The organism is Pseudooceanicola profundus, from assembly GCF_054919315.1.
Genome location: NZ_CM142898.1, coordinates 3,777,165 through 3,803,997, shown reverse-complemented (window position 1 = coordinate 3,803,997; position 26,833 = coordinate 3,777,165). Strand labels below are relative to the sequence as shown.

At 58.6% G+C, this 26,833-nt stretch carries 22 protein-coding genes; 11 read left to right on the top strand and 11 right to left on the bottom strand.

Annotated elements, in window-relative coordinates; translation table 11 throughout:
* Window positions 1-46: 46 nt before the first annotated feature.
* Window positions 47-1,255, bottom strand: coding sequence for a M20/M25/M40 family metallo-hydrolase (locus ACX9MO_RS17380; RefSeq protein ID WP_462212750.1), 1,209 nt, complete (start codon window positions 1,253-1,255; stop codon window positions 47-49).
* Window positions 1,256-1,547: 292 nt separating this feature from the next.
* Here ACX9MO_RS17380 and ACX9MO_RS17375 point away from each other — a divergent pair, with 292 nt between their 5' ends.
* The 9 genes from ACX9MO_RS17375 (at window position 1,548) to ACX9MO_RS17335 (ending at window position 8,788) form a co-directional block, all read left to right on the top strand.
* Window positions 1,548-1,844: a virulence factor gene (locus ACX9MO_RS17375; RefSeq protein WP_462212749.1), complete on the top strand. Its 297-nt coding sequence runs from the start codon at window positions 1,548-1,550 to the stop codon at window positions 1,842-1,844.
* Window positions 1,845-1,870: 26 nt separating this feature from the next.
* Entirely contained in the window at window positions 1,871-2,806 is a 936-nt protein-coding gene (locus tag ACX9MO_RS17370; RefSeq protein ID WP_462212748.1) for a methylenetetrahydrofolate reductase, read from the top strand.
* 79 nt (window positions 2,807-2,885) lie between these two features.
* Entirely contained in the window at window positions 2,886-3,548 is a 663-nt protein-coding gene (locus tag ACX9MO_RS17365) for an HAD family hydrolase (protein WP_462212747.1), read from the top strand.
* Window positions 3,545-4,504, top strand: a complete 960-nt coding sequence (locus ACX9MO_RS17360; RefSeq protein WP_222489830.1) for a methyltetrahydrofolate cobalamin methyltransferase — start codon at window positions 3,545-3,547, stop codon at window positions 4,502-4,504. Before ACX9MO_RS17365 ends, ACX9MO_RS17360 begins: the two co-directional genes overlap by 4 nt.
* Before the next feature lie 148 nt (window positions 4,505-4,652).
* Complete coding sequence (locus tag ACX9MO_RS17355) at window positions 4,653-5,585, top strand: glucokinase (RefSeq protein ID WP_462212746.1); 933 nt, start codon at window positions 4,653-4,655, stop codon at window positions 5,583-5,585.
* 155 nt (window positions 5,586-5,740) lie between these two features.
* On the top strand, window positions 5,741-6,022 hold the full coding sequence (locus ACX9MO_RS17350) for an STAS domain-containing protein (RefSeq protein ID WP_222489828.1): 282 nt from the start codon (window positions 5,741-5,743) through the stop codon (window positions 6,020-6,022).
* Window positions 6,023-6,312: 290 nt separating this feature from the next.
* The gene (locus ACX9MO_RS17345) at window positions 6,313-8,121 is read left to right on the top strand and encodes a type IV secretory system conjugative DNA transfer family protein (protein ID WP_462212745.1); all 1,809 of its coding nucleotides are present in this window, start codon (window positions 6,313-6,315) and stop codon (window positions 8,119-8,121) included.
* A gap of 71 nt (window positions 8,122-8,192) precedes the next feature.
* Window positions 8,193-8,477, top strand: coding sequence for a hypothetical protein (locus tag ACX9MO_RS17340; RefSeq protein ID WP_462212744.1), 285 nt, complete (start codon window positions 8,193-8,195; stop codon window positions 8,475-8,477).
* A 20-nt stretch (window positions 8,478-8,497) separates the two neighbouring features.
* Window positions 8,498-8,788, top strand: a complete 291-nt coding sequence (locus ACX9MO_RS17335) for a hypothetical protein (protein WP_462212743.1) — start codon at window positions 8,498-8,500, stop codon at window positions 8,786-8,788.
* 96 nt (window positions 8,789-8,884) lie between these two features.
* Here the strand turns inward: ACX9MO_RS17335 and ACX9MO_RS17330 are convergent, their stop codons facing one another.
* Together ACX9MO_RS17330 and ACX9MO_RS17325 are read right to left on the bottom strand one after the other, a co-directional pair.
* Window positions 8,885-9,169: a hypothetical protein gene (locus ACX9MO_RS17330; protein WP_462212742.1), complete on the bottom strand. Its 285-nt coding sequence runs from the start codon at window positions 9,167-9,169 to the stop codon at window positions 8,885-8,887.
* Window positions 9,166-9,291 (bottom strand): hypothetical protein, encoded by a 126-nt coding sequence (locus ACX9MO_RS17325; RefSeq protein WP_462212741.1) that lies wholly within the window; start codon window positions 9,289-9,291, stop codon window positions 9,166-9,168. Before ACX9MO_RS17325 ends, ACX9MO_RS17330 begins: the two co-directional genes overlap by 4 nt.
* A 567-nt stretch (window positions 9,292-9,858) precedes the next feature.
* On the opposite strand from ACX9MO_RS17325, the gene ACX9MO_RS17320 reads away from it, so the two are divergent.
* The gene (locus tag ACX9MO_RS17320) at window positions 9,859-10,053 is read left to right on the top strand and encodes a hypothetical protein (protein WP_462212740.1); all 195 of its coding nucleotides are present in this window, start codon (window positions 9,859-9,861) and stop codon (window positions 10,051-10,053) included.
* Window positions 10,054-10,117: 64 nt separating this feature from the next.
* Here ACX9MO_RS17320 and ACX9MO_RS17315 read toward each other — a convergent pair whose 3' ends face one another.
* Window positions 10,118-11,404, bottom strand: coding sequence for a Fic family protein (locus ACX9MO_RS17315; RefSeq protein ID WP_462212739.1), 1,287 nt, complete (start codon window positions 11,402-11,404; stop codon window positions 10,118-10,120).
* Between the two features lie 295 nt (window positions 11,405-11,699).
* Window positions 11,700-12,602 (bottom strand): ArdC family protein, encoded by a 903-nt coding sequence (locus tag ACX9MO_RS17310; protein ID WP_462212738.1) that lies wholly within the window; start codon window positions 12,600-12,602, stop codon window positions 11,700-11,702.
* 600 nt (window positions 12,603-13,202) lie between these two features.
* Here ACX9MO_RS17310 and ACX9MO_RS17305 point away from each other — a divergent pair.
* Window positions 13,203-16,109 (top strand): UvrD-helicase domain-containing protein, encoded by a 2,907-nt coding sequence (locus ACX9MO_RS17305; RefSeq protein WP_462212737.1) that lies wholly within the window; start codon window positions 13,203-13,205, stop codon window positions 16,107-16,109.
* A 1-nt stretch (window position 16,110) separates the two neighbouring features.
* Here ACX9MO_RS17305 and mcrC read toward each other — a convergent pair whose 3' ends face one another.
* From mcrC to ACX9MO_RS17275, 6 genes are all read right to left on the bottom strand, one after another.
* Complete coding sequence (gene mcrC / locus ACX9MO_RS17300; protein WP_462212736.1) at window positions 16,111-17,259, bottom strand: 5-methylcytosine-specific restriction endonuclease system specificity protein McrC; 1,149 nt, start codon at window positions 17,257-17,259, stop codon at window positions 16,111-16,113.
* Window positions 17,259-19,487, bottom strand: a complete 2,229-nt coding sequence (locus tag ACX9MO_RS17295) for an AAA family ATPase (protein WP_462212735.1) — start codon at window positions 19,485-19,487, stop codon at window positions 17,259-17,261. The genes mcrC and ACX9MO_RS17295 overlap by 1 nt, the downstream gene beginning before the upstream one ends.
* Window positions 19,488-19,783: 296 nt before the next feature.
* Window positions 19,784-20,359, bottom strand: a complete 576-nt coding sequence (locus ACX9MO_RS17290) for a hypothetical protein (protein ID WP_462212734.1) — start codon at window positions 20,357-20,359, stop codon at window positions 19,784-19,786.
* A gap of 1 nt (window position 20,360) precedes the next feature.
* On the bottom strand, window positions 20,361-21,290 hold the full coding sequence (locus ACX9MO_RS17285; RefSeq protein ID WP_462212733.1) for a hypothetical protein: 930 nt from the start codon (window positions 21,288-21,290) through the stop codon (window positions 20,361-20,363).
* Between the two features lie 44 nt (window positions 21,291-21,334).
* The gene (locus ACX9MO_RS17280) at window positions 21,335-23,044 is read right to left on the bottom strand and encodes a type ISP restriction/modification enzyme (protein WP_462212732.1); all 1,710 of its coding nucleotides are present in this window, start codon (window positions 23,042-23,044) and stop codon (window positions 21,335-21,337) included.
* Entirely contained in the window at window positions 22,975-26,229 is a 3,255-nt protein-coding gene (locus tag ACX9MO_RS17275; protein WP_462212731.1) for a restriction endonuclease, read from the bottom strand. Before ACX9MO_RS17275 ends, ACX9MO_RS17280 begins: the two co-directional genes overlap by 70 nt.
* Between the last annotated feature and the right edge of the window lie 604 nt (window positions 26,230-26,833).

Here is a 26,833-nt window from a genome sequence, read left to right as displayed (position 1 = left end):
CGGAGGGCGGGAGGCGCCGGCGACCGCAGGGCCGCCGAGACGCCGCTTATTCCGCCAGACCGGCGGCGGCGAGGACAGACACCAGCACGGCGGACATGCCGCGCAGGCTCAGCTCCGGCTCGGTATCGATCCATTCATCGAGCGAATGCGCCCGCCCGCCGGTGCCGCCGGAACCGATCTTGATCGCCGGGACACCCCGGCTGATCGGGATGTTCGCATCCGTCGAGGAGGGCGACCACGACGGCGCGAAGCCGAAGGCCGTCACGGCGGCGGTCGTCTCTGCCACGATGCGCGCATCCTCGGCGGTCTTGCCCGCGGGCCGGTTGCCGAGCTGCGTGAGCGTCGCGGAAATCTCGCCGAACCGGGTGTTGTTGCGCGCATTCTCGGCCGCCACGGCCTCGGCCATCAGCCGTTTCATCGTGGTGTCGAGCCTGTCGAGCTCCGCCTGGCTGACCGAGCGCAGGTCGATGTCCACGAAGACCTCCTCCGGGATCGCGTTGATCGAGGTGCCGCCGCCCAGGATCGAGAGGTTGAAGGTGGTCTTGGGCTGCGAGGGCACTTCCAGCCGGGCCATGCCCGCGCCGAACTCCGCAAGGGCGTTGGCGGGGTTCACCGTGCCGAACTGGCCGTAGCTGTGGCCGCCCGGACCCTTGAAGGTCACGCGGTAGCGGTAGGAGCCCACGGCCTCGCCGGTGAGGTCCTCGGTCTCCAGCCCATCAACGGTGAAGAAACTCTCGATCTTCGGGCCATAGGCGTTCTGCTCGAAGAGGTAGCGCACGCCGCGCAGGTCGCCGATGCCCTCCTCGCCCACGTTGCCGACGAAGAGGATGTCGGCCCGGGTCTTCACGCCCGCCGCCTTCAGGGCGCGCATGATCGCGAGGTTCACGGCAAGGCCGCGGGTGTCGTCCCCCACGCCGGGGGCAAAGAGCTTTGTCCCCTCGCGGCGCACGGTCACGTCGGTGCCCTCCGGGAAGACCGTGTCGAGATGCGCCGCCACGGCGACGAGGTTGCCGTTGCCGGTGCCGCGGTAGATGCCGGTGACATTGCCGATGCCGTCGGTTGCAACCTCCTCCAGCCCGGTCTCGGCCATCATCTTTTCATAGGCGGCGGCGCGGACCTCTTCCTTGAACGGCGGCGCCGGGATCTCGGTCAGGGTGATGATCTCCTCGACCATACGGTCGTGGTTGGCCCGCAGATGCGCGAGCGCCTCCTTGACGGCGGGGGTCTCGAGGATCTGGGAAATGCTGTCGCTCATGGGGGCTTCCTTCTTGCGCTTGGGGATGGGCATAGACCCCTGCATCGGGACTTGAAAGGGCAGCCCCGCCGCCATGCGCCCTGCGGCGCCCGAGCACCCTGCGGACTGCCCAATAAGCGGGAGACTTCGGCCACCGGGCCCTTGCAGTGGCCAGAGGCGGCCCCGGCGGCTAGGCTGCAGAAGGCCCCTGCACCGCCCTGCACGTCGCCCGCGGGACCTGTGATGTCGATATTGGTCCAGGGCGCGGGGCAGCACTCGCTTACCAATAGGTCACCGGAGAGAGGAATCGCCCATGCCCGAGGTCACCATCGTCTACTGGCGGGATATCCCCGCGCAGGTGATCGTCGGCAAGGGCCGCCGCGGGACCAAGCAGGTGCTGACCGAACGGTTCGAACAGGCCATCGACCGCGCCGCCATGAAGGCCGGTGCCGCCGAGACCGATGCCTACCTCGCCGAATGGCGCAAGGCATCCCCCTATCCGGTGGAGGGTGACCCCTCCGAGATCGCCGCGGCAGAGGCCGCGCGGATCGAGGCAGAATACGATCAGGACCGGCTCAAGGCCCTGATTGCGAAGGACGGATGGGCCTGAGCGCCCGGGGCATAAGGGAGGCCGTGATGGCTCTGCTGAACTTCACCCGCCGCAAGGGCGGATCGGACGCACCTGCCGACCTCTCCGGCGTCCTGTCGGGCTACTCGATCGAGGTCATGCCGCGCACGGCGGCCAAGGTGGAGGACTTCCGCGCGCTCCTGCCCGAGGGCACGCGCGTCTACATCGCCCATATCGAGGGCACCCCGATCGACGAAATGGTCGCCACCGCGAAACGGCTGGCCGCGGACGGCTTCCCGGTGATGCCGCATTTCCCCGCGCGGATCATCAAGGACAAGGCGACGCTGGCGGACTGGGTCAAGCGCTATCAGGGCGAGGCCGGTGTCGATCAGGCGCTGCTGCTTGCGGGCGGCGTCGCGCAGCCGCACGGCGCCTTCGACAGCTCCATGCAACTGATGGAGACCGGGCTCTTCGATGCCCACGGGTTCAAGCGTCTGCATGTCGCGGGCCATCCCGAGGGCAACCGCGACATCGACCCCGACGGCGGTGACCGCGCGGTGATGGAGGCGCTGCGCTGGAAGCAGGCCTTTGCCGAACGGACCGACGCGGAGATGGCCATGGCCACGCAATTCGCCTTCGAGGCCGGGCCGATCCTTGACTGGGCTGACCGGCTGAAGGCCGAGGGCATCGCCCTGCCGATCCACCTCGGTATCGCGGGTCCGGCCAAGCTCCAGACGCTGATCAAGTTCGCCATTGCCTGCGGTGTCGGCCCCTCGCTGAAGGTGCTGCAGAAACGGGCGATGGACGTGACCAAGCTGATGCTGCCCTACGAGCCGACCGAGGTGCTGGCCGATCTCGCCGCCGGTCAGGCCACCGGCCGTGGCGCGCTGATCGCGCAGGTGCATCTCTTCCCCCTCGGCGGGATCAGGACCTGCGCCGCGTTTGCCAACGGCCAGCTGGCGCCCTCCGCCGCACGTTCGGCACTTGAGGCGGCGGGCAAATGACCGCGCGCATGACCGAGGACGGGGGCCCTGACGCGCGGGCGGTCCGCGCGCGTGGCAGGCCGTGCCGCGGACCCGTGGCATGATCGCGGGGCTGCTCTTCGACCTCGACGGCACGCTGCTGATGAGCGACCCGCTGCACCGCCGTGTCTTTGCCGAGATCCTCGCCCCCACGGGCCGGGTCGTGGACGAGCCCTTCTATGCCCGCCATATCCACGGTCGCCACAACCTCGACACCTTCGCCGAGCTGTTGCCCGGCGCGGATGCGGCGTGGTGGGACGTGGAGAAGGAAGCCCGCTTCCGCCGCCTGCTGGCCCGCGAGGGCGCAACGCCCCTGCCCGGCCTGACCGCGCTTCTGGACCGGGCCGAGGCCGCGGGCCTGCCCGTGGCCATTGCCACCAACGCAGCGAAAGAGAACGCCGAGGCGATGCTCGCGGCCATCGGCCTGCGCCACCGGTTCGCGGTCGTCGTCTGCGCCGATCAGGTGCCGCAGCCCAAGCCTGCCCCCGATGTCTACCGCGAGGCCGCCCGCCGCATCGGCGTCGATCCCGCCCGGGCGCTCGCCTTCGAGGACAGCCCCTCGGGCCTTGCCGCCGCGCGCGCCGCGGGTTGCACCGTCATTGGCCTTGCCACCGGCCTGTCGCCCGACCGCCTGCGGGCAGAGGGCGCCGACCATGTCATCACCGACTACACCGATCCCGTGCTGGAGACCCTGACGGGACTTAGGAGAGGAGCACACGCATGACCCGGACCGTCCTTGAATCGAAGACCAAGACCGTCACCATCGGCTTTGACGAGCCGTTCTGCGTGATCGGCGAGCGGATCAACCCCACGGGGCGCAAGAAGCTGGCCGCCGAGCTGGAGGCCGGCGATTTCTCCACCGTGGAGAAGGACGCGCTGGAGCAGGTGGCCTGCGGGGCCATGGTGCTCGATGTGAACGCGGGCGTGGTCTACAACTCCAACCCCAACCCCAACGAGACCGAGCCGCCGCTGATGACCAAGGTGATCGAGCTGGTGCAGGGCCTCGTGGATGTGCCGCTCTGCATCGACAGCTCCGTGCCCGCCGCGCTGGAGGCCGGCCTTGCCGCCGCCGAGGGCCGCCCGCTGCTGAACTCCGTCACCGGAGAGGAAGAGCGGCTGGAGCTCGTCCTGCCGCTGGTAAAGAAATACAACGTCCCCGTGGTGGCGATCTCCAACGACGACACCGGCATCTCGGAGGATCCGGACGTCCGCTTTGCCGTGGCCAAGAAGATCGTCGAACGGGCCGCCGACTTCGGCATTCCCGCCCATGACATTGTCGTGGACCCGCTGGTGATGCCCGTGGGCGCCATGGCCACCGCCGGGCAGCAGGTTTTTGCCCTCGTGCGCCGCCTGCGCGAGGAGCTGGGGGTGAACACCACCTGCGGCGCCTCCAACATCTCCTTCGGCCTGCCCAACCGCCATGGCATCAACGCCGCCTTCCTGCCGATGGCGATCGGGGCAGGCATGACCTCGGCGATCATGAACCCGGTGCGGCAGGTGGAGATGGAGGCGATCAAAGCCGCCAACCTGCTGATGAACCACGATGCGCATGGCGCCGAATGGATCGGCTTCTCCCGCATTCTCGACGCGGTGGCCGAAGGCGCGACCTTCCCCGAGGCCGCCAAGGCCGCGGCTGCCGCTGGGGCAGGACGTGGCGGGCGCCGCCGCCGCCGCGCCTGAGGCCGGTGTCCAGAAGTTCAGAGGGGGCCCTGCGGGGCCCCTTGCCTGTCGCGGGCCCTGCGCGCACCTGACCCCGGGCCCTGCGCGCGCCCTCTTTTCCCCGCAGCCCGCCCGGTCTACTCTCCGCCCACGACCGGAGGAGAGGCCGATGCACTACCCCTACCTGCTTGCCGATATCGGCGGCACCAATACCCGCCTGGCCCCCGCGGCCCCGCCGCGCCCCGGCGAGGTCCTGCCGCGTCTCGGCCCGGTCACCCGCCACCGCAACGCCGATTTCCCGAGCCTCGAAAGCCTGCTCGCCGCCACGGGACCGTGGCAGCCCGAGGCGCTGTGTTTTGCCGCCGCCGGTCCGGTCTCGGGCGACAGTGTCACCCTGACGAACCATCCCTGGACGATCACCGCCGACGGGCTCAGGCAGGCGCTGCCCGGCCTGTCGCGCGTGGTGCTGCTCAACGATCTGCAGGCCGTTGGACATGCCCTCGCCGCGCCGCCCGCGGGCCGTGTGCTGCACCCCGGTGCGCCCGACCCCGCCGGACCCCGGCTGGCCGTCAACCTCGGCACCGGGTTCAATATCGCGCCCTGGTATCCTGCGCCGGCCGGCGCCCTCGTGCCCGCCGCCGAGGCCGGTTTCTTCCGCATGGCCTTCGCACCCGGCGAAGAGCCCCTGCGCGATCACCTCATCGCCGAGATCGGACGCCTGCCTGTGGTGGAGGACCTGCTCTCGGGCCGCGGCCTCGAATCCCTCGGGCGGTTCTGCGGCACCGGCCCGCGCCGCGCCCCCGACATCGCCACCGCTCAGGATGAGCCCGCCCGGGCGGCGCGTCGCCTAGCCGCCCGGATCACCGCCCGGGTGCTGGCCGATCTTGCCATGATCCACAGGCCCACGGGCGGCATCTTCCTTGTCGGCAGCGTGGCCACGGGACTTCAGGCCGAACTCGCAAGCCCCTATTTTATCGAGACATTCCTGCGCCGCGGACCTTACGAGGAGCTCTTCGAGGCAACTGCCGTCACGCTGCTCGACAGCCCGGACCTGCCGCTGCTCGGCACCGCGCTCTGCCTCACGGGGCTCATGGCTGCCTGAGCCCCCCGCGCCCACCGGGGGCGCGGTCTTCTGCGAATTCTCCTGCCCTGCGGAACCCCGTCTTAACGGACCGCCCCCTAGAACACCGGGGACGGAACGCAGCAAGGGGATGGCCGGTCGATGCCCTGCCAGAAGCGCCGGGGGGAGTCCCCCAGATGACAGTGAATGTGACCCTGCCCCCGCGGCTGGACGTGGCCGCCGCCGGCCCCCTGGCCGAGGAATTGCGCAGCCGCCTCGCCGCGGCGGAGGACCTCGTGATCGACGCGGGGCCCGTGTCGCACCTCGGCGCCCTCTGCCTGCAGGTGCTGCTGGCCGCCGCCACCTCGGCCCGGGAGGCCGGGCGCGGCTTCCGCCTGATCCAAATGAGCGACCGTGTCCTCGACCAGGCGCGGTTCATGGGCTTCACGCCCGAAACCATCGCGGAGGGCAAGCCGTGAGCCTGCCTGCGCCAAGAGAGATCAACATCAGCGTGATGATCTGGTTGCAGCGCAGATGGATGATCGGCGCGCGCTGCAACGGCAGATCGATGCCCTTTCCACCAGACACAAACATGACCGCAGGCTGCTGGCCCGCGACGTGATGCAGTTTCTGCGCGGGTCTTCGCGCGGATTTGAAGCGAGTGACCGGGAGCGTGCGCGCGTCCGGTCTGATGAGCCGTCACGGCTTCGCAAAGGGGGTCGTGATCGCGGCTCCCGGTTTGACCTCTAGGACATCAAGGAGAGTAAACATGTCTTTGCGACCATTCCCGAAGATCACCATAGGGGTGATCGGTTTAGGCGCGACTGCGCTTGGCACAATACTGTATCCCGATAACGCCCTGGCCCAAGGGCTGTTCGGAAACAGTACCAACTACGGCTATGGCGGGCCGTCCGATACTATGTTGGGACTTATTCGGCTTGCGGTGATTGCAGGCTGGACCGGCATCGGCTTTGCTATTGGCTGGTTCATGTCACCCCAAGCCAAGGAGCTGCGCAAGGCAGCGTTCGGCGTGACGGTGCTGGCCGCCGGGCTCGTTGTCTTCTTCAACAACGGGGCTCTGGGGTGGAGCGTGTCGGCCTTTCTCGGGATTACAGGTTTTTTTGTCGGGCTGGGGTACTGGCTTGGCCAGAAGCTGCAAGCTTTGGGGGCCGTTCCAACAACGTTTGGTTCGGCGTCCTGGGCGCTGCCGCAAGAGCTGGAAGAGCGCGGGGTGTTTACGCCGGGCGGCTTCCGGTTGGGTGAGGCCTATCGCGATACCGACTATGAGACCATCTTCTATAACGGCGATCGCCATGGCCTCCTGGTGGCACCAACCCGTTCGGGCAAGGGTGTCACGCAGATCATCACCAATCTACTAACCTATGAAGGCTCGGCCCTTATCATCGATCCCAAGGGAGAGAACGCGCTGATCACGGCTCGTGCCCGTCAGGAGATGGGCCAAAAGGTCCTGATCGTTGATCCCTGGCATATTGCTGAGGTTGAGGGTGTCCCGACGGCGCGCTTCAATCCGCTCGACTGGCTGACACTTGGTGATCCAGACATCACAGAAAACGGCATGTTGCTCGCGGATGCCTTGACCCTGATCGAAGCCGCCAATGACCGTTTTTGGGATGAAGAGGGCAAAGGGGTGATGCAAGGCCTGCTGCTCTATCTCGCCACCGATGATCGGGAAGCAGGGCAGCGGCATCTTGGCCGCATGCGTGATCTTCTCCTGCTTGATGGCGAAGATTTGCAGGCCTTGTTCCATCGCATGCTGGAAAGCCCGCACCATGTGGTGGCCAGCACCGGAGCCCGCTGCTTGCAAAAAGAAGAGAAGCTTCTTTCCAACGTCATGGCAGCGGCACAAGCGCAAACCCACTTTCTAGACAGCGCTCGTATCCGTGAGAACCTGTCGGCATCTGACTTCCGCTTCGAGGATTTGAAGACGACGCCGATGACGATCTATCTGGTGCTGCCTGCCGATCGCTTGAGCGGGTTTAGCCGGTGGCTGCGGCTGATGATCCAGCAGGCGATCACGGTCAATGCCCGCAATATCGCTGAGAAACCGCCAAAGCCGGTCCTTTTCATCCTTGATGAGATGCCTGCGCTTGGAAAGCTGACCATGATCGAGCAGGCCTATGGTTTGATGGCGGGCTTTGGGATGCAGCTTTACGGTGTCGTCCAGGACTTGAGCCAGCTCAAGAAAATCTATGGCGATAGCTGGGAGACTTTCATCGGCAACTCGGGGCTGATCCAGTATTTTGGCAGCCGTGACCGGCTGACGGCGGAGTATTTCTCAGCGCTGTGTGGTGAGACCACTGTCTGGAACTTGAGCAGCGCCTTGTCACGGACGCTTGGAGCGAGCTCGGGCAGCGGTGGCGGCTCCAGCTCCAATAGTGTCGGCAACACCGATACGACCGCTGCCGCCCAACGCAAGCTGGCCTATCCTGATGAGCTGATGCGCCTGCCCGCTGATCAGCAAATCATCTTCATCGAAAACATGAACCCGATCGTCGCCTATAAGGTGCCGTGGTTCTGGGATGAGGACCTGCAATCGCGGGGCGTCAATCTGCATTGACCGCCTGTCGTACTGATCCGGCGCGATCATCGCGCCGGATGACGATCTTAAGCCTCACAAGGACCCGCGCCATGAACGCTCATGCCATGTCATCAGAGAAAAATACGACTGTCACCATGACTTTGGTGCTTTCGCGCCGAGAATTTGAAACGGCGGTCGCGGTCGGTGAAGAAACGCTCGATCTTCTGATGCAAGGCGGTGTTATTCCGCATGGTACGACCCAAACCTGCGACCCTGAGATAAGGCGGGATGTGGCTGTGTTTGGGTTGCAAGAGCTTATTGCCGGGTGGCTGGCAAGAGCGCATAGCCGGTCTTGTGTGGATCAAACCGAGACTGATGGCGAAGAGCCATTCTAAGGGCAAGGAGATGATCCCCCATGAGTGATACACCCGCAAAAATCCGCTTTGTGCGCAGCATGAACCCCAAAGACGAGATGCTGCGCGACAAGGACAACGCGAAGCCCAAAGCCCCGTCGCCAAGCTGGTCGAACCAACCGCGACTTAATCTGGCCCCTCCGGGCATCGGCGGGATTAAGAGGGGTTTGGCAATGCCTGCCAAGTCGCAGCAACCGGCGCGCCCGCGCTTTGCGCTTGGCGAACCAAACAAACTGAAAGGCAGCTTCAAACCGATTGCAGCACCAAACAAGGATCGCGATCGAGGCCGGTAACAACGCTCTGCCAATTGCGAACAATGAACGCCGCCGCTGGATTTTCCGGCGGCGTTTTCGTCGAGCCACTGCAATGTCTTTCGAGAAATCTACCTTTCAAAAGAGTGATAACTGCTTGGAAGCCTCTTCATGGCGTTTCCAGTTGTCGGACTGTGCTTCCTCGTCTAGCCACGCCATAACCTGCTCTTCGAGCGTGTCGGCGGTCACGATACCGGTTGGCAGGAAATGCGATTTGTAGCCGGTTTCGGTGACGGGGAGCGGGACGCGGCCGTCGCTGCTGAGTTCGACATGGTCGCAAGGACCGTTCCAGCGGCAGGGATGATAGTGCACCTGGATGCCGATGCCGCGCCAGACAATCCGGATGGTGAAGGGGGCGCTCATGCGCCCTCCTGGTCGTGTGTGGGCTCGGTCGGGTCTTCGATCGGTTGGCGCAGGACGATGCGGCCATTGATCGGGACGACTTCGAGCTGGATCGTGTAGCCTGCGCTGTCTCTGTGCGCCAAGCCGCGCCGACCTTGTTCCAGTAGGATTTAATCGCCCTTTTGCGTGACGTGCCACGCGAGGAAGTCAGGCGCCTTCGGGGATGGTTTCGAGGGGTGGTTGCCGGTGTTAGCCATGAATGTTCTCCTTTGGTTTGGGGTTGGCTGGTTCATGCCATTCCGCAAGACCGGACGGAGAAGGGCAGCTGTCATGTCCAACACGGCCCGCCGTTTAAGGCGGGGTGGTGCGGGCAGGATATTGACGGGTGACCGCGTTCGGTCAGGAATTTCAGGCAATTAACGGGCAAAACCCATCCAAGGTTGATCTTGGACTCTGGCTCCAGCAACGGACGGAGAAAGCCTGCCACCATGCTCTCCCCTGATCTTGAAGTGGCTCGTGTCGCATCCAATGGTCTTCAGATAAATCAGGTCTGGCATATGCAGCCATGAATAAGCGGGACAAGGGCAAGCCTGCTGCACATTCGTTGCGCCCGAAAACGGTGTCCCGATCATGTCCATGATGCTGTGAGGCCCTGTTCAACGAAGACCCGGATGGTCCGGTCTCGGTAACCCAAGAACAGGAGGATCACGATGATCACATTCTTCACCATGTACGAGCTGGAGCAGCTAACCGACGACCAATTGGATGAGCTTTACGCCACCTTTAACCGGCTGCTGATTGCCACAGCCGTAGGTACTGCCGACCGCCGCAATATCCTGGCATCCCTCGAAAACATCACGCTGGTGCGTAACCGCCGCCGCGCTGCCCCTGCCCTGTCACTCTGACGGGGCTTGGCTTCTCATCCGGCCAAGAAACCGGCAATTCTCCAGCCCCGCCGTCCTCAAGGACTTAGCTCAAATCCACATCGGCTAGATCGGCTGGCTTGAGCTTGTAGCGGATCAGATTGCCTTCGTGCAGTCCTTGAAACTGCTGATGCGCATAGGCCACGACCGCTTGCTGATCTGCCTCCGGAACGTCGTGCTCTTGCACGAGGGCCAATATGGCATCGGGTCGAAAGGCTTTTTCCGTGAGAACGCTGTGTCTTACCGCCGCGCGCACAACGTCCCGATAAGCCAGAGCGGCTTTTTCTGGGGTGTCCACTTCGGCGCGCAGAACGCGGTATTTTTCGGCCGATGCGAGATAGCTTTCAACATAGACATCCCGCAAGAGAGCCACGTTGTTGAGCTCGTAAATGCCGATCAGCCCGTCGATATAATCCGCGTCGTTCATGGTCAGGAAGGACATCGGCGCAAGATCGGCTTTCAGAAGCGGGATGTTCGACGCCACGCGGGACGTCCGCTTGTTGATGTCGATGAAGCCCTGAAGATAGGGAATATGAACCATGAGGAAGAAGGATTGCTCGAATGGGTCCTCGATCGCCTGTGCTTTTGTCAGGATGATGTCGAATTCTTCTTCGATGGTGATGCCATCTTCGAGGGGTTTGTAGCTGGAGTGGGAGATGCCCACCGGTGTTGTCCGTAAACGGCCTGCCATAGCCGGGTCCGCTAGAAGACCTTCCGCAAGAAGCGCATGAATGTTGAAAATGTCGGGCCGCAGCAAGGTGATGGTTTCAAGGTTGTCGACGACATATTCGATCGCTTCCTTGTGGTTGAGGATCATCAAGGCTTCCTTGCGGTCCTTGCCCTCGACGGCCTCCCCGAATTTGATGAGGCGCTCGGTTTGCAGGATATCGTAGGTGTTGCCTTCCATGCGTGATGACGCCCAAGACAGATCGACGAGGAGCTGTTCAAGAATGCGCCGTGCGTATGTACCGGCTGGAATGGAACCGCCGACCGGACGTCCGGCTGCCTGGAGCGTTTCTCGATCTGCTGCGGAAAGATAGAAGCTGCGCCCTGGCACATAGGCGTCCAGAAACCCGGGGTTATATCGGACGGGCGGGCGCTGATTGTAGGGTGTTCGGAGATGGGCGCGAACCGTTGCTGATCCGGCGATGGTGTATTCTGTGGCCCGTCCCCGCCCTGAAATATCGAGCTTTCCGGCATCGGCCAAACGCTTGAGCGCGCGCCAGATTGTTGTGTCGCTGGCATCGGCAGCAGCGCCACGACGGATTGCTTCACGGCGTGCTCTAGGATGCGCTGCGATGTAGTCTAGGATGCTCTGATCGATGGCTGCCATGAAACGTAGTTATTCGCCTGTGAAATGATTAAGTATATATGATACATGGATTTTTGTTCATTCTCAAGTTTTCGTTTCATGTATTTTGCAACGCAAATACACCAACACGAGCCATGCAACGAGACCGTGACGACGCGCAACGATTAACCGTCTGAAAAGTCTATAATTTCATGACCTTCGCAGGTTGCGTTGCACGGTACCTGCAACGTAACCGTCCTTCTTTCTATCCCGAAGGGAGGCACGTCCGCCGGAGGCGGACGAAAATTTTCCTTCCTGGGAAGAGGGATGTTGCCGCTTACGCGGCAACCTCCTTCTCGGCTTCAATGACGGGCTGAAGCCCATGCAGATAATCGGCGGCACGCTGGGCATGGGCGGCGGCGGCAAAGATCGCGCGCTTGTCGTTCTTCAAGACTTTCAACCAACTCTGGATATAGGCCGCGTGATCTGTGCCCGGCTCAGGGGTTAGACCCAGATCAGCGCAAAGGAACGCCGCGCCAAGCTCGGCAACCAGTTCCTCGCGGGCGTATCCTTCATCACCCCATTTCTTCCGGCCAAAGTCACGAGCAAGGCGCGTGTCGTGCTTCGTCCAGTGGGTGAGCTCATGCGCCAAGGTGGCGTAGTAAGCCTCTGGGCTTACGAAGCTTTCAAAGACGGGCATTTGCACATGATCGCTGCCACCGGCATAGTGGGCAGAATTCCCGCCATGGCGGATGTCGGCACCGGTGGCGGCAAAGAATGCATCTGCATGCGCGATGCGTTCGGCTGGATTAATCACCGACTCGGGCTTGGTGTAGTAATGACCCGGCAAGCCTTCGATCTGCTCGACGTTGAACACGGTGTATCCCTTCATGAAGGGGATAGAGCGCTCCTCCTCGCTGCCGTCGTCCTGCTCTTCGGTCTTGGTGATGGTGTTAGCATAGACAACGAGATTGCCGCGCTCGCCTTTTTTCACATGCGCGCCAAGCTCTTTGGCCTGCTTGAAGGTCATCCAGTACGGGGAGAAAAACCCGCCTTCGATCGCCGCGCCCCACAGCATCAGAATGTTGATGCCGTTATAGGGCACGCCGTTATGGCGTAGCGGCTTGATGATCCGCCCATCTGTGTTGCCGGAGCTCCAAGGCTTCAGCCAAGAGAGCTCGCCCTTTTCGAGATCGGCAATAATCTTGTCGGTCACTTTCTGATAAACGTCTTGTTTCATTGGCTTTTCCTTTCCTAAGTTACCCGTTGCGCATGCAACCGGGACTAGGCCCGCGCCAATGAGCGGGGGGATGTCCATCAAGACCGTGTCCGGCGGAGGGGGATCACCCGACCTGCACGGACCAAGGGGAAGGAAGGTTGGGGAGACCGCCGGACACGCCCGCAGCCGAAGCGGAGGGCTTGGTCTTGATGGCCTAGGGGCTGCAAGCCCCAAACAGAACAACCAAGCTGTCAGCCCCAAAGGGCTGGCATCGTTCTAGAAACGCGCAAGGGATGGACGCCGAATGGCCGAGACTGCCTGTCAGGCTCGGTTCACGACAGCCCGGCCCGACAGGGTTGCGACACCAATCCAGAGAGCATCGGAATGCGAAGACTAACTTACCGTTATCGTTGTAAAAAATTAGCCGCACCGCTATCATCAGGTTTAACAAACAACAAAGGATAATCAATGCAGACAGGCATAGTCGCGCGGATCATGACTACCCCTGACATGAGAGCATACGAGCGTGCTGCCCGTGTCGGCGCAGATGGGCGGTAGGTAAGTCTTGTCGTGATGAGTGGATCGGGATCACAGCGTATCAAAAGAAGTCCGGTTGCCAGCGTGCTGCTCCGGCCCTTTGGCCTGGGCTATTGGGGTGTCGAGCAAACCGAGACCGGCCTCATTGTTCATGGTAAGACTGGTCGACCTGTCGCATTTTCGGAGATGGCTGGCCTTTCGACTGTCGGCAAATCATACGGCTTCCACGCGCTGACTGTCCCACTGGCTGGCGGCGATCACCTCACCATTGCCGGAGTGAATCAAGAGGACGCCACGGCGTTCCGCTCGTCGATCAACGATGCACTACGTCGCCATATCTCCGCACAAGGCAATGCCGAAGAAGACGAGCTGCAAACGCTTGGCAAAGCGATCGCCCATCTACAGCTTCCGCGCCGCTTCCCCTCAGCTTGCCTGCTTGAACCGTTCCTGGCGCGCGCCGCGAGGATTGCCGAGACGTTCCCCGCCACCATCCCTGACGGAGCTCTCTCCGGCACCCAGCTGGCTCTTCTGAACACGACCAAGGATTTCAACGAAGCCCCCGAGCCTGCACGCGAGGCGGCGATTGAGCGCTTCATAGAAACCGAACTCGACGCCATGGGGGCATTCTTCGACAAGATCGAGTCGAACCCGCTCACCCCTGAACAACGGCTGGCGGTTGTCACTGATGAAGATTCTACGCTGGTCCTGGCCGGTGCCGGGTCAGGGAAGACCAGCGTCATCGTCGCCAAGGCTGCCTATCTGATCGAGCGCGGCCTGCGACAGCCGGAAGAGATATTGCTGATGGCGTTCGGCAAGGATGCCGCCGCGGAAATGGCCAGCCGCATCAAGGAACGTGCCGGGGCGAGTGTTTACGCCATGACCTTCCACGCGCTTGGATATGCCATCTTGCGCGAAGTGGAGGGCTGTGCCCCTGCCATCGCCGCCCATGCCAGCGACGATGCACAATTCAGGACCCTCTTGCGTGACATCCTGGTCAATGAGGTTGCGAGCAAGGCGGGCATGAAGAGCCTATTGCTCGAATGGTTCGCCGATTTCTTCTGGCCCTATAAGAGCGAATGGGATTTCCAGACGCGGGATGAATATTACGGCTATGTCGAAGCACACGAGCTCCGCACCTTCAATGGGGAGCTGGTCAAAAGTTTCGAAGAGCTCCAGATTGCCAATTGGCTCTATCGCAACGGTATCGCCTATGAGTACGAACCGAATTACGAGCACAAGATTGAGGGCAATACACGACGCACCTACACACCGGATTTCCGGTTAAGCGAAAGCGGTGTCTATATCGAACATTTCGGGGTTCGTAGAAGCCGTCAAGCTGATGGATCAACCCGCCTCACGACAGCGCCCCATATCGATCGCAACCGCTACCTCGAAGATATGGAGTGGAAGCGGCAAGTACACCGCGACCATGGAACGACCCTGATCGAAACCTACAGCTACGAGCGGGTCGACGGTCGGCTGACCATCGCCTTGGCTGAAAAGCTTGCACGGCATGTAACGTGTCAGCCTATCTCGGAAGACCAGCTTTTTGAGAAGCTGGCTGAGATGGGTCAGGTCGATAGCTTCACCCAGACGCTCGGAACGTTTTTACGCCATTTCAAGAGCTCCGGCGCATCGATCACCCATTGCAAGAACCGTGGCGAGCTTGCCGAAGATTGTCAGCGGAGTGGGGCTTTCCTGAAAATTTTCGAGCCCCTGTATGCCGCGTATCAGGAACGGCTGGGCGATCGCATCGACTTCGAAGACATGATCATCCGCGCCTCCAGCTATGTTGAGGCCGGACGCTACGAGAGCCCGTACCGGCACCTTCTTGTCGATGAATTCCAGGATATCTCTGCTGGTCGTGCCCGCTTGCTCAAAGCGTTGAAGGCCCAGCATGATGATGCGCGCCTCTTTGCCGTGGGCGATGACTGGCAGTCTATCTATCGCTTCACCGGCTCAGATATCCATCTGATGCGCAATTTTGGCCAAGAGTTCGGCGGCCACTTCGCCAATACGACAGGCGTTCACCGCGTGGTCGATCTCGGCCGGACATTCCGGAGCATTGATAAGATCGCACTGCCCGCGCGGCGCTTCATCCTTCAAAACCCGTCCCAGATTGATAAGACCGTCATCACCGCTGCGCAGGGCACCGACACCGCGATCAAGGTGGCGTATTACAAGGGCGCACGGCATGACGCGGCGCTCAAAAGCACGCTGGATCAGATCGCGACAGAGGCAACCGGCAAGACAAGCGTTCTTCTGCTTGGGCGGTATCATTTCTTGAAGCCTCGCAATCTGCGAGAGCTGACCGCCGCTCATCCGAACATCTCTTTGTCCTTCATGACGATGCACGCCTCCAAGGGCCTGGAGGCCGACCATGTCGTGGTCTTGCGGGCGGAAGCCGGAACCAAGGGCTTCCCGTCTGAAATCGTTGATGATCCACTGCTCGATCTTGTTCTGCCCGAGCCCGAAGCCTTCGATCACGCGGAGGAACGAAGGCTGTTCTATGTGGCGCTGACCCGCGCCCGTAAGTCTGTCACCATCCTGACCAATCGCGAGAAACCCTCCGTGCTTGTCAAAGAACTGGCAGATGATCCCGCTTATGAAACCATCACGATCGGCGAGCCGGGTATTGCCGAACATCGCTGCGGTGCCTGCGGTGGCCGCATGCTGGCACAAACCTCGACCAAAGGCCGCGTGACCTTTGGCTGCGAGCATCGCCAACTCTGCGGCCAAAAGCTCAGCCCATGCACGGCCTGCGGCCAGGACCTGCCCAAAGCCGACCCGAGCAACCCAAACAAACTCATGTGCAGCTGCGGCACGGAATTCCCAGCATGCCCTGAGTGCGACGATGGCTGGTTGGTCGAGAGAAGAGGGAAGTACGGCAACTTCCTCGGCTGCGTCCACTACCCCACCTGCAACGGCACCCAGCAACTCCCCAAGACGGAAGGTGCCGGACGGCGACAACCCCGCAGAATGAGGGGATAAATCAAGCTGAGCTTGCAGGGGTTGATGACAGCCAAGCGCTGTGCACGGGTATGTCTTTGAGTCTCATGACAACCTCTGAGGTCGGCCGAGCCAGATCAATCGTGATAAACCGAACGCGATGCCCTTGGATGACGGCGGTTTCGTCGACATCGAGTCCGATGGATGGGTAGAGCAACATGCCATCTGATGTCAGGGACAGGGGATCATCAGGGCACTCTTGACTGCGCAAATAGGCATAGAGCTGATAGATGTGGCTGGTCTTGAAGCGCTGCCGTCCGTATTGCGACGTCGTCAGGATGTCTGTGAATTTCGTGTCGATGATGATGCGCCGATCCGCCCGCACGTTCTCAAGAATGATGTCGGTCACCATCATGGGCAGATAGGAACCGATGCCTGGTGAACTGGAAGCGACCGGCCAGTTGAATTGTTTTCCCGGCAAAACCCGCCAGCCATGGTCATGAGGAAGCTCGGCGGCGAAGAAGTTGCCAATCGCCTTCTCGAAAAGCTTGCGGAATTCCGTTTCCTCACGCTGTGCTTTCAGCAGTGAACGCGCTCCTTCTCGCTCGGTCGGCAAGACAAGATCGAACACCGCCTTGGCGAGTGAGACCATGAGCCGATCTTCGCCCTCATGTCGGGCAATTTGGTCTGCTGCGATCTCAGCGCGGGAGGGCATAACACCACTGACACCAGCGCGCCCCATAGCATAGGAGAGCGTTCGGCACCGATGGGCAAGTGCCGGGTCATCGAGCCAGCCGGACAAGCGTAGGAGGGCAGAATGGACAAGCCTGTTACACGGCGTGTCCAACGTCAGCTCCTCGAAGCGGCAGGCCACTTCACCTCTGCGAAAGAGATCGCTGGACACGCTTTCAAGAATGTCGATGCGCCCGCGTACGCGGCGCAGCACGTCTTCCCGTCGCCGGTAGCCAAAGCTCAGATTGCGCCGGAGACGCTTTTCGGTCGCGTAGCATAGAAGCCGGGCAACCAACGACTTGAAATCCGGGGAGTCCTCAACTTCGGCGTCAAACCGGTCACGGAATTGCGCAAGACCGGAGGCATACAAGAACAGAAACCAGACATTGCGGACAGGAATCTTGTCGAGCGCAAGAGGAGCGTCCGCTTCGGGGAGCTGCTCTGCGTAAAGGGCTTCCATCAATAGCCCTCTAGCAGTTTCCTGGTTGAACTCGCTGCCTTGTCCGGATTGTCGAACCAATACTCTTCGAGAAGTGGACCGATTTCCGTCTCGACGATCTGGCGGAACCATTCGGCCGGATCACTGATCTTCTCACCCGTTGCAGGCGTCACATAGCTGTGCCCAATCCGGAATTGCGGCCCAAGGGATCGATCATTGGCGATCTCTTGGTTCAGCTCGTTCATCAGGGTTTGCACTTTGGAGATAGTGCCTTCATCGAAGCCAGCGTGTTTAGCACACCAAGTCTTCCAAGCGCCGTTCAAGGACGTCTCCAACGTCACAAACGCGAACCGTCGCCGGAGGGCGAGGTCAACCAAGGCCAAAGACCTATCCGCGATGTTCATCGTCCCGATGACGTAGAGGTTGTCGGGGATATAGACTCGTTCACCGGCCTCGTCATGATAGGCGAGCTCGATAGCCTCGTCTTCGCGGCGCTTATCTTTTTCGAGTAGGGTCAACATTTCACCGAAGATTTGGGCTGGGTTGCCTCGGTTGATCTCTTCAATGATCACGACAAATGGTCGATCCCGCTCCGCACGGGCGGCTTCGACGGCTTCCAGGAACACGCCATCTGTCAGCTTTAGCTGACCGTTTCCATCGGGCCGCCATCCGCGAACAAAATCCTCGTAGGACAAGGAGGGGTGAAACTGGATCGCTCGCACGCGCTTACGCGTCACCTTCCGGTCGCGTGTCCCGATCAACGCATAGGCAAGGCGCTTGGCAAGCCAGGTCTTCCCCGTACCGGGAGGCCCTTGCAGGATCATGTTTTTCTTGGAGGACAGGCGCGTGAGCGCATCGGTTAGGCTGGCTTCAGATAGGAAGCATCCGTCTTCGACAATATTCCCAATATCGTAGGGGTCGAAACTTGCCTCTTCGATGTCGGCTTCGGCTTCCTCTTCATCGATCTGTAAGTCGGTGACAGAATCTAACGGTTTGCGATAGCGCTTTGCCCAATAGGGTTGGCGTAGCCAGAAATCGTAGTCTTGCTTGCTGTCCCCAAAGGCGAATTGAACCAGCTTGCGGGCAAGGACATCCGATATGTCAGCTTCAACGACCGTGACGCGATACGTGTAGAAATACCATTCCTTGGGTTTCTCTAGTGGTGTCCAGTCTACTTTGATTGACTGCCCATCGGTGGATGCCTCGGTGATTGTCCCGATGGCTTTGATGCGCATACAGGAGACCGGCTTCTCTTGGTTCTCGAAAGGAAGACCGTACTTCTTTACGAAAGAGGCCTTGATGGCGATACGATCACCGGGCTTCATGCGCCCGACATGATCGGAGAATTTCAGATCATATCCGTTTTGCCAGATTCCTTCTTTTAGGAATCGCTCACTTTGATCGCCAGAATTGCCCCACAATGCCCCGACGAACCAGAAGCGGCGATCGGGATCATCGAACAGCTCGGAATTGCCATCCTCGACGACCACCGGAGCCACTTCTTCATCGTCAGCGGCTGTATCCCGGTAGCGTGAGTGAACATCTTTGAAGAGGGCAACAGCACTTTCGTGATCGAGGAACGTTTCCCGCCCTTCAGGCGTCAATTGCCACAACCCACGCCTTTTGCTGTCAATAAGTCCGGCTTTCACGAGATAGAAGCGCGCCCAGCCAATTTGATTCTCATATTTCGACTGACCGTTCTTGTTGGTCTCCTTGAGCTCCTCTTCTGTGACGTCAGCGAGCTCGATCACCTTGTCCATGACCTGGCGGGGCTCGGCCGAGCTGCCGAAGTTGCGCAGCGAGTCCAAGACAGGGCCAAAGAACTGGACAAACTTCGGGCCACCGCTCGTAACCTCAGTGGCCTCATGTGTGTCAGGCAGACCCAAATCGTCCGGTGCATCAGTCGCCCAATTGAACATCGCCTGCTGCTGCCTTTCGACAAAGGCGGCAGGATCATCGACATCGAAACCAAATTCTTTCGCAGCGGTGATGAACCCTTCACGGGCCGAGCCATCGAGTGTGCCGGTCTTGAGGTTCCCCTTGTTGACGACGATCGCACTTGGCATTGGCCAGCCGCGCTCCGCCGCAAGCTGGACTAGGTCGCCCAGATGGGTGTTCATTTTGTAGCGCACATTTTGCCATGCGGCGCCGTTGGCTTTGGCGAGATCGCCATAGCTGATGAAATGATGCTCACGTGCAGCCGCCAAAATAGCGCTATAGGTGGTTTGTAGGTCGAGAGTGTCAGTCATAGCTCTACACTAGTGAGGTCGATCAACCATTGGTAGGTATTTTTGCTACTTATCAAGATGTTATCTTGATTTTTTCATCAGTTCCGCAAGCATTGGCTTATGGTCTTTCTGTCAGGCATGCCCCGTGCGGATCATAGACGAAGCGTCGAATTGATCTTGTGCAGGACAAAAGTCTGGCATTGATCGCAACAAATGCAAGGGATGGATGCCGAATGGCCCAGACTGCCTGTCAGGCTCGGTTCACGACAGCCCGACCCGATAGGGTTGCGATGTACTTAGCGAAAAGAAGTCTAGAATTATGCGCGGTGCATGCGTTCGACCAAGTAATGCAGCCCTAAGAGCGTAACAACCAACAGACTGGCAATGATCCACACATAGAAACCCCAGGCTACCTGGGTCGCAAAGCTAAGAGCTGTCTGAGCCCAAAGCTCGGCAGGCTGCGAAACAGTCAAGTGAGCTTGGAGGACCCCGAAGGCATACAGAATGATCGCCAGAGTCGCGCAGTATCCGAACAAGATCGCCAAAAACCGCCGTCGTGTCAGGGTTTCTTTGATCTCTTCGCTCCTTCGCACTGTGGTCAGAGTAGGAGGGCGCCCCTTCATCACCTGATCAAGGTTTTCATTCGAAAAGCTAGACACCGCCGCCAATGCCGCAATGTAAAATCCGATCAAGATACCCATTAACGCATTCACGTCACTGATCAGTTTGTCTTTGTCAAATGCTAGAAAGTGATCTCCCCAGAGCTGGAACCCACCAAATACCAAGGCGAAAACTGCCGTGGGGTAAATCCACTGATACCAAAATATGTCCGGACTTCGCAGACGCAGGAACGAGAATACCGTAAAGACTTTGGTGTGTTTCTGAAGAGCCATATCAATCGCCTACGTTGTTGACGACTTCGAGCATCTTTTGAATCATATCGTGGCGAAACGCCTCATAGCGCTGTGTTAGCGGTGGATCGAAATCGTTGACGATTTCATTCTGGACAAACGCCTGTTCGAGGATTTCATCGCCGTTGTGATGCACCTCTGTCCGTTTTATCTGACCATTGTCGGCCTTGATTCGAACAAAAATTTGGGTGTCATCTGCACCATCTCGGAAGCGCCCAAGAAAGTCACCAACGCGCCCGAAGATCGTGCGGGCTTGGTCTTCTGTGACACGCTTCTTTACCTGCCATTTGGCTTCGTGGACAACTTCTTCAATGATCGGATCTTCGTCCAAACCGTCTTCGTGGTTTTCCTCATGGCTTATGAATTCAATGTCCTGAAGCGTTCCTGTTCTCAACGCTTCCCGGATCGTCCGGGACTGGTGCCCATCGATCTCAAAGACGGGGCGGAAACGCTTTGGATTACCATCGTCGTCTTGCACTTCTTTCTCATAGAGGGCGCTTTTGCAGACCCAGGCGAGGTGATCCTTGACCGAAGATAGGTATATGCCTGGCACCTTCTCGATCAGGATCAGGTGACGCCCATGTTGATCTGATACCTTTCTGATCAAAATGTGCGCGGCATAGTGCCCACCTTCATCCTCATCCTTTTCGATATCTCGCGTCTCCATCGTTTCGAAATGCAAGAAGGAAACGCCCGATACGTTCTTGTCACCAACCTGCAAGATCAATCGATAATAGTGGTCGTCTTCGTCAAAATCGGCACACCACATAAGTCGCGAATTTTTCGAGTAGGGACGATACACATCCCCTCGGGCAATTCGATCAGTAAGGGCTGCTATAAGGTCTCCGATAAAAAATTCGGGGGCATAATGCGGCGCGTTTGCACGATTTCGGATAGCCAGCTTGCCGACCACGATCCATCGATAATTTGAAGGTAATGCCATTCTAGAATCCTTTCTCAATCAATAACCAGTTCAGGAAGCTCGCGAACGATTTTCATCGTTTCTAAGCTTACCGTGATTACTCTCTGAAACAATTCGAGCGGATACTTGGGGTTACCAATTGTTTCGTTGGCGTAGTCGTTGGCGTCATTGACGATACCACTGGCCTTGTCTGTCTTGACGACCTGCCGCTCCATCACCCATTCCAGTGCGGGCTTACCATTGACAACATAGTCATAAGCCTCCAACGGAACGTTCTGCATAGTGATGTTCTCGTTGTAGATGACGGTCGTTCTGTCTTTATCTTTGCCCTTACCGCCGAATTTCATCTTTTTAACGCGGTAGAATTTATCCGGGTTAGCCTCCGCGTCGTTAATCAAGCGATGGTCTCCTTCCTTGAAGTTGACCATGTAGGGTTCAACGCTTTCAAAATTTACATGTAAATCGCCAAGCGCGCGGCCCGCTTCGCGGAATGCCGCAAAGTCGGCGAAGGTTTTGACGGCCGGAATGCGAGGGAGTTGCTTGGCGAGATTGTTTGCAAACCGCTTGCGGTAGTCTGGCGAATGCAGCAGGCCGTAGATGTAATAGAAAAGGTCTTCCTTTCTGATCTCTTCCCCCGTATAGGCAGCTTGGAAATGCGCAAGCCCTTCATCGGTAATCGCATCGCGGCGGGTGATGCCCCCCGCCTGATCGCCCGAGCTGGCGAAAAGACCATCATCAGCTTGAGTTCCTTCGTACAGATAGAGGGGGAAACACTGACCTTTTTCGATAAGATCACCAGAATATATCTGCTGCACCATCAGAGCCGAAAACCCTGATCTGGCACCCGTGCCTGAGACAAGAATTGCATTGTTTTGAACAGCTTCACTTTCGCCAAAAAGCCTTGGAGTTTGGTACACATATTCATTGAACAGCTTGTCGTAATATTCCCACTGTATGGAGAAAGGGCGATAGTGAATCGGCCTCATCCTATCTTCTGAGAAATTGCTTCTTCGCCCCGACTGAAAACGTTTCTTGAGGTGGTGCGACCAGCTGATCTTCTTGTCGTCATATGTGACAAAGGTGTCAGCATCTTCCGCTCCCGAAGAAATAAAACGATCAAGCTCGTCGTCGTAGAACTCGATCATACGTTGCATATTTTCTGACACAGATTTCTTCGAGTAGTTAACCGCCCATGCGTCTCTGTTGGTAGTGACCCCCAACGAAAAATTTTCAAAAATCGCAACACTTTCGCGCCGCTGCTTGTCACCGATCGCAAGGTATTTCGAGAAACTGGCGTCGCGCTGACCGATCCAATCACATTGATCGTTTGGTGTGATAGATGTCCAATGATCGGAAAGTTTATTTATTGACCCAAACTCCGCAATAAGCTTCCTTTTCTCAATTGAAGAAAGGTCGTCACCGATATCAAAATAGCGAATATCCCCCTTTCTCGAGTTATTAGGGTTGCGAACTAGAATCGAAATTGCGATGCCAGACATGCTACCGGAATCAAAGATGTTTCCACCTTCTCGGGCAGAACCCTTGCTCAACATATTTTTTCGTATATCGCCTCTAAGATTAAATATATAGAGGGAGTTGAAATCTTCGCCAAGACAGCGACGAACGCCATCCATGGCGGGCTTATCAATAAAGCCGCTTCCCGAAACAAAGCCGACTACGCCCGCGTCGGTTGAGTTAAGACGGTCTGTCGCCCAGCGTAGAGCAAGGATGTACGTATCATACACACTTCGCGCGTTGCTTTGAGACTTGCCAATATATGTGTCTTGCAGCTTCTTGCGAAGCGCTTTGTAAGGAATGTTTCTTGCGTCATCATTCGCATTTTTTTGACCACCGAATAGGGCGGGTTGCCGATGATCACTCGGATATCCAATGCCTTTTGCTTGGTGCGGCGTTCCGAGTTGTCTGGCAGGAGGTTGGCGATCATATCGCGTTCCTGCTCATACATCTGGAAGGTGTCGGTCAGCAGCATGCCCTCAAACGGATCATAGGGCGCGTTTGCGGACAGTGAGCCATAGGCCAGTTCGTGATAGACCGTCTCGATATTCACTGCGGCGATGTAATAAGCCAGAAGAACGATCTCATTGGCATGAATCTCGTGCTTGTACTTGTGCTCCAACTCGTCTTGCGCGATCAGGCCCGATTGCAGCAGGCGGGTGATGAAGGTGCCGGTGCCCGTGAAGGGGTCAAGGATATGCACGCCCTTGGAGCCAAGCGTTTGGCCGAACTCCGATTTCAGTACGTCATTGACCGAGTGGATTATAAAATCCACCACCTCGACCGGGGTATAGACAATGCCAAGCCGCGCGGTGAGAACGGGGAAGGCCGTACGGAAAAATTTGTCGTAAAGCTCAGTGATCAGGGTCTGGCGGCCCTGTGCGGTTTTCACATCGGCGGCGCGGCGTTCCACGCTGGCGTAAAACTTGGCGAGACTGTCGGACTCTTTTTCCAAGTTGTGTTCGTGCAGTTGGCCCAGAACGATCTCCATCGCGCGGGAGACCGGGTTTTCCTTGGTGAAACGGCTACCTTTGAAGAGCGCGTCAAAGACCGGCTTAGTGATGAGGTGCTGCGCCAGCATCTCGATAGCTTCGGCCTCGGAAATCTCGGGGTTCAGGTCGTCGTGCAGTTCCTCAAGGAATGCTAGGAAGGCAGTACGTTCCGGCCCTACCTTGGCGACAATGGTGGTGATCCGGGTGATATGCGTCTGGGCGATCTTGGCGATGTCTTTTGCCCAAGTATCCCAGTATTCCCGCGTTCCGCATTTTTCGACGATCTTCGCCATGATGGCGCGAGTGAATTCGTCGAAGACCATCTCGCCTTGGACGAGTTCATCGTTCGGGCGGCGTTCTGGCGCATCACTGCCGATACCGGCGCTGGCTTTGGCGGCTTTGGTCTTGGTGGTCGCGAAGTCATCGACAACGGCTGTCAGCTCTTTGAGCTCAGTTTCCGAGGAAATGCGCACCAGCTCAATTTTGTCACTAATGTCCTCGCCGATCTTGGCCTGGTTGATACGGGCGTCAAGGCGTTCATCGTGCGCGCGAAGTGCGTTCAAGATTTGCCAGACCACCTTGTAACGCTCGTTGTCATTTAGCGCCTCCTCAGGCTTCGTGTTCGGCGGAATGGCGACAGGCAGGATCACGTAGCCGAGCTTCTTGCCTTCGGCGCGGCGCATGACTCGCCCCACCGACTGCACCACGTCGATCTGGCTCTTGCGTGGATGCATGAACATGATCGCATCCAGGGCCGGGACATCCACCCCCTCGGAGAGAACCTTGGCATTGGTAAGGATACGGCAAGTGTCGTCACCTGCGTCTTCCTTCAGCCAGTTCAGCATCTCTTCGCGTGCACTGGCGTTGAAGCTACCATCAATGTGGCGTACTTGCGTATAGAGGTGGCGTGCATCATCGATCAGATCACTGCCAGTGTATTCGTCTACAACCTGCGCGAATTCGTCCTCGATAATTTCAGATTTTTTGATGGTTTGACAGAAGGCCAGTGCGCGACGCATTGGTTTAGGGTCGAACTCAAGATCGGCAGCAAGGTCGGACTTTGTCAGTGCCTTGTAGCAACCGATGATCTTGGTGGCGTCGTCAAGCGTGAGCTCCGCCCCATCTTTGAGGCGGTTCTGGATCGTTGTCGAAATCAGCCCCTCATCAACGGCAAGAACAACGACTTTATAATCGGTAAGCAATTCATTCTCGACTGCCCAACCGAAACCGCGATGGAAAAGGTCTTTGCCGAATTTGTCCTCATCATCCATCGACGCCAATTCAGCGTCATGGTCGTCAGCCTTCCGCTTTGCCGCATCACCAAAGATGCGCGGTGTTGCTGTCATGTAGAGGCGCTTTGCTGCCGCTACATGGTCATTGCTATGAATGCGAACGAAGTTGCTGTCGTCTTCGTCTTTGAGCGTAACACCCGTAGTGCGGTGCGCTTCGTCACAAACCACGAGGTCAAATTCTGGAAGACCATGGTGCTTTTGTGCACGCGTGAGCACATCAATAGAATGGTAGGTCGAAAAAACGACCGTCATTTTGTCAGGACTTGCATCGTTGACCTGACTTGCGATCTTCGCCGGATCAGTTGTCGCGGGAAAGGCGAGGTCATGAACGTTCAAGTCGAGACTATCAGCATCGGCACTACGGCCAATCTTGGCATCTGAACAAGCGGAATAAGCGGTAAAATCTTCCTGGCAGTCGTTTTTCCACTCGCGTACGGTCTGCGACATCAGTGCAAGCGACGGCACCATGAAAAGAACGCGCTTCCCTTTGCCAGCAACGGTTTCTGCAATACGAAGTCCGGTGAAAGTCTTACCTGTGCCGCAAGCCATGATGAGCTTACCACGATCTGCCTCTTGAAAACCATCAACGACAGCCGCCAATGCGTCACGTTGATGGTCTCGGAGCTGTTTCTTCGGCGCAAGGCTTACGTTGCCGGTTCGAATAAACTGCGACCAATCAATCCGACTGGCTTCCAGCTCTCCGATACCGATGCGGTTCCAATCTTTGGACAGCTTGTCCAGAGTTTCTTTGGTATTCCGGCCGAAGTCTTTTTGCGTGGTGTCGGCAATAACAAGACGTGTGAACAGATCGTTTGACGCGGCAGAAATAAAGCTATCAATATCCGGTTTTTGGATAACATGGCTCGGAGCGAAAAACTTGCACTGAATTGCAGCGTAGCCCGAGCCATCCGATAGCGTGGCGACAAGATCAATACCGATGTCTGTGTTGCTCCAGCCTTGAGCTTTTGCCCAGTCGGCGAAGGGAACAACTTCCGAGTAGTATTGCTTTTGGATGTCGTCGTTCTCAAGGAACACTCTGACAAGACGCTCGAAATAGTCACCTTTCTCTCGCTCGCTACGCGCCGCCTTGCGATACTCTTCTAACAAATTGTTCAGCGAAAACTGTGACATACTGCCCGTGCCTAACCTAGTGTTTTCTTTTCACCATAGAGGTGTTGGCGGCACAATGGGAGAGAGATTTACCTGTTGTCCACACATCAAGGTTAGAAGCGTTGCGTCTAGATGAAGGGTGTAGCGTTGTGGCAGCATGCAGCTAGACAACCCAAAACGTTCGGGGCCAGCGTCGACACGCTGGCGCAAATCCAAGCCGCGTAGGTTTGGTCGATGGGAGGTCCATGGAGGGAGAGCGAAGTCTCCCTCCTGGTCAGGGCTCCAAGGGGCACGAAGGCCACATGGTCGATGGGAAGGTTCCAAGGAAGGGCAGCGCGACAGCTCCCGTCATTGGTCTCCATGAAATGGTCAGGGGTCTTGGGGGCAGGAACGCCCACCAAGTCGATGGGTGCAGGGAGAGCGAAGTCTCCTTGCAAGTGGTTGACCGGCGATACGGTCTCTTGGCTTCGGATGGGTTCAATGCCCTGGAGGAGCCAACGGCCGGGGGGATGCAACGGGGACGCGCAGCGGGTCCCCTTGCCAAGATGTGTGGTACTACCACACACATCTTGCGGACAGCACTAAGTGCAGTCCGGGTGGTACTACCGCAGCCGTTTGGTACTAC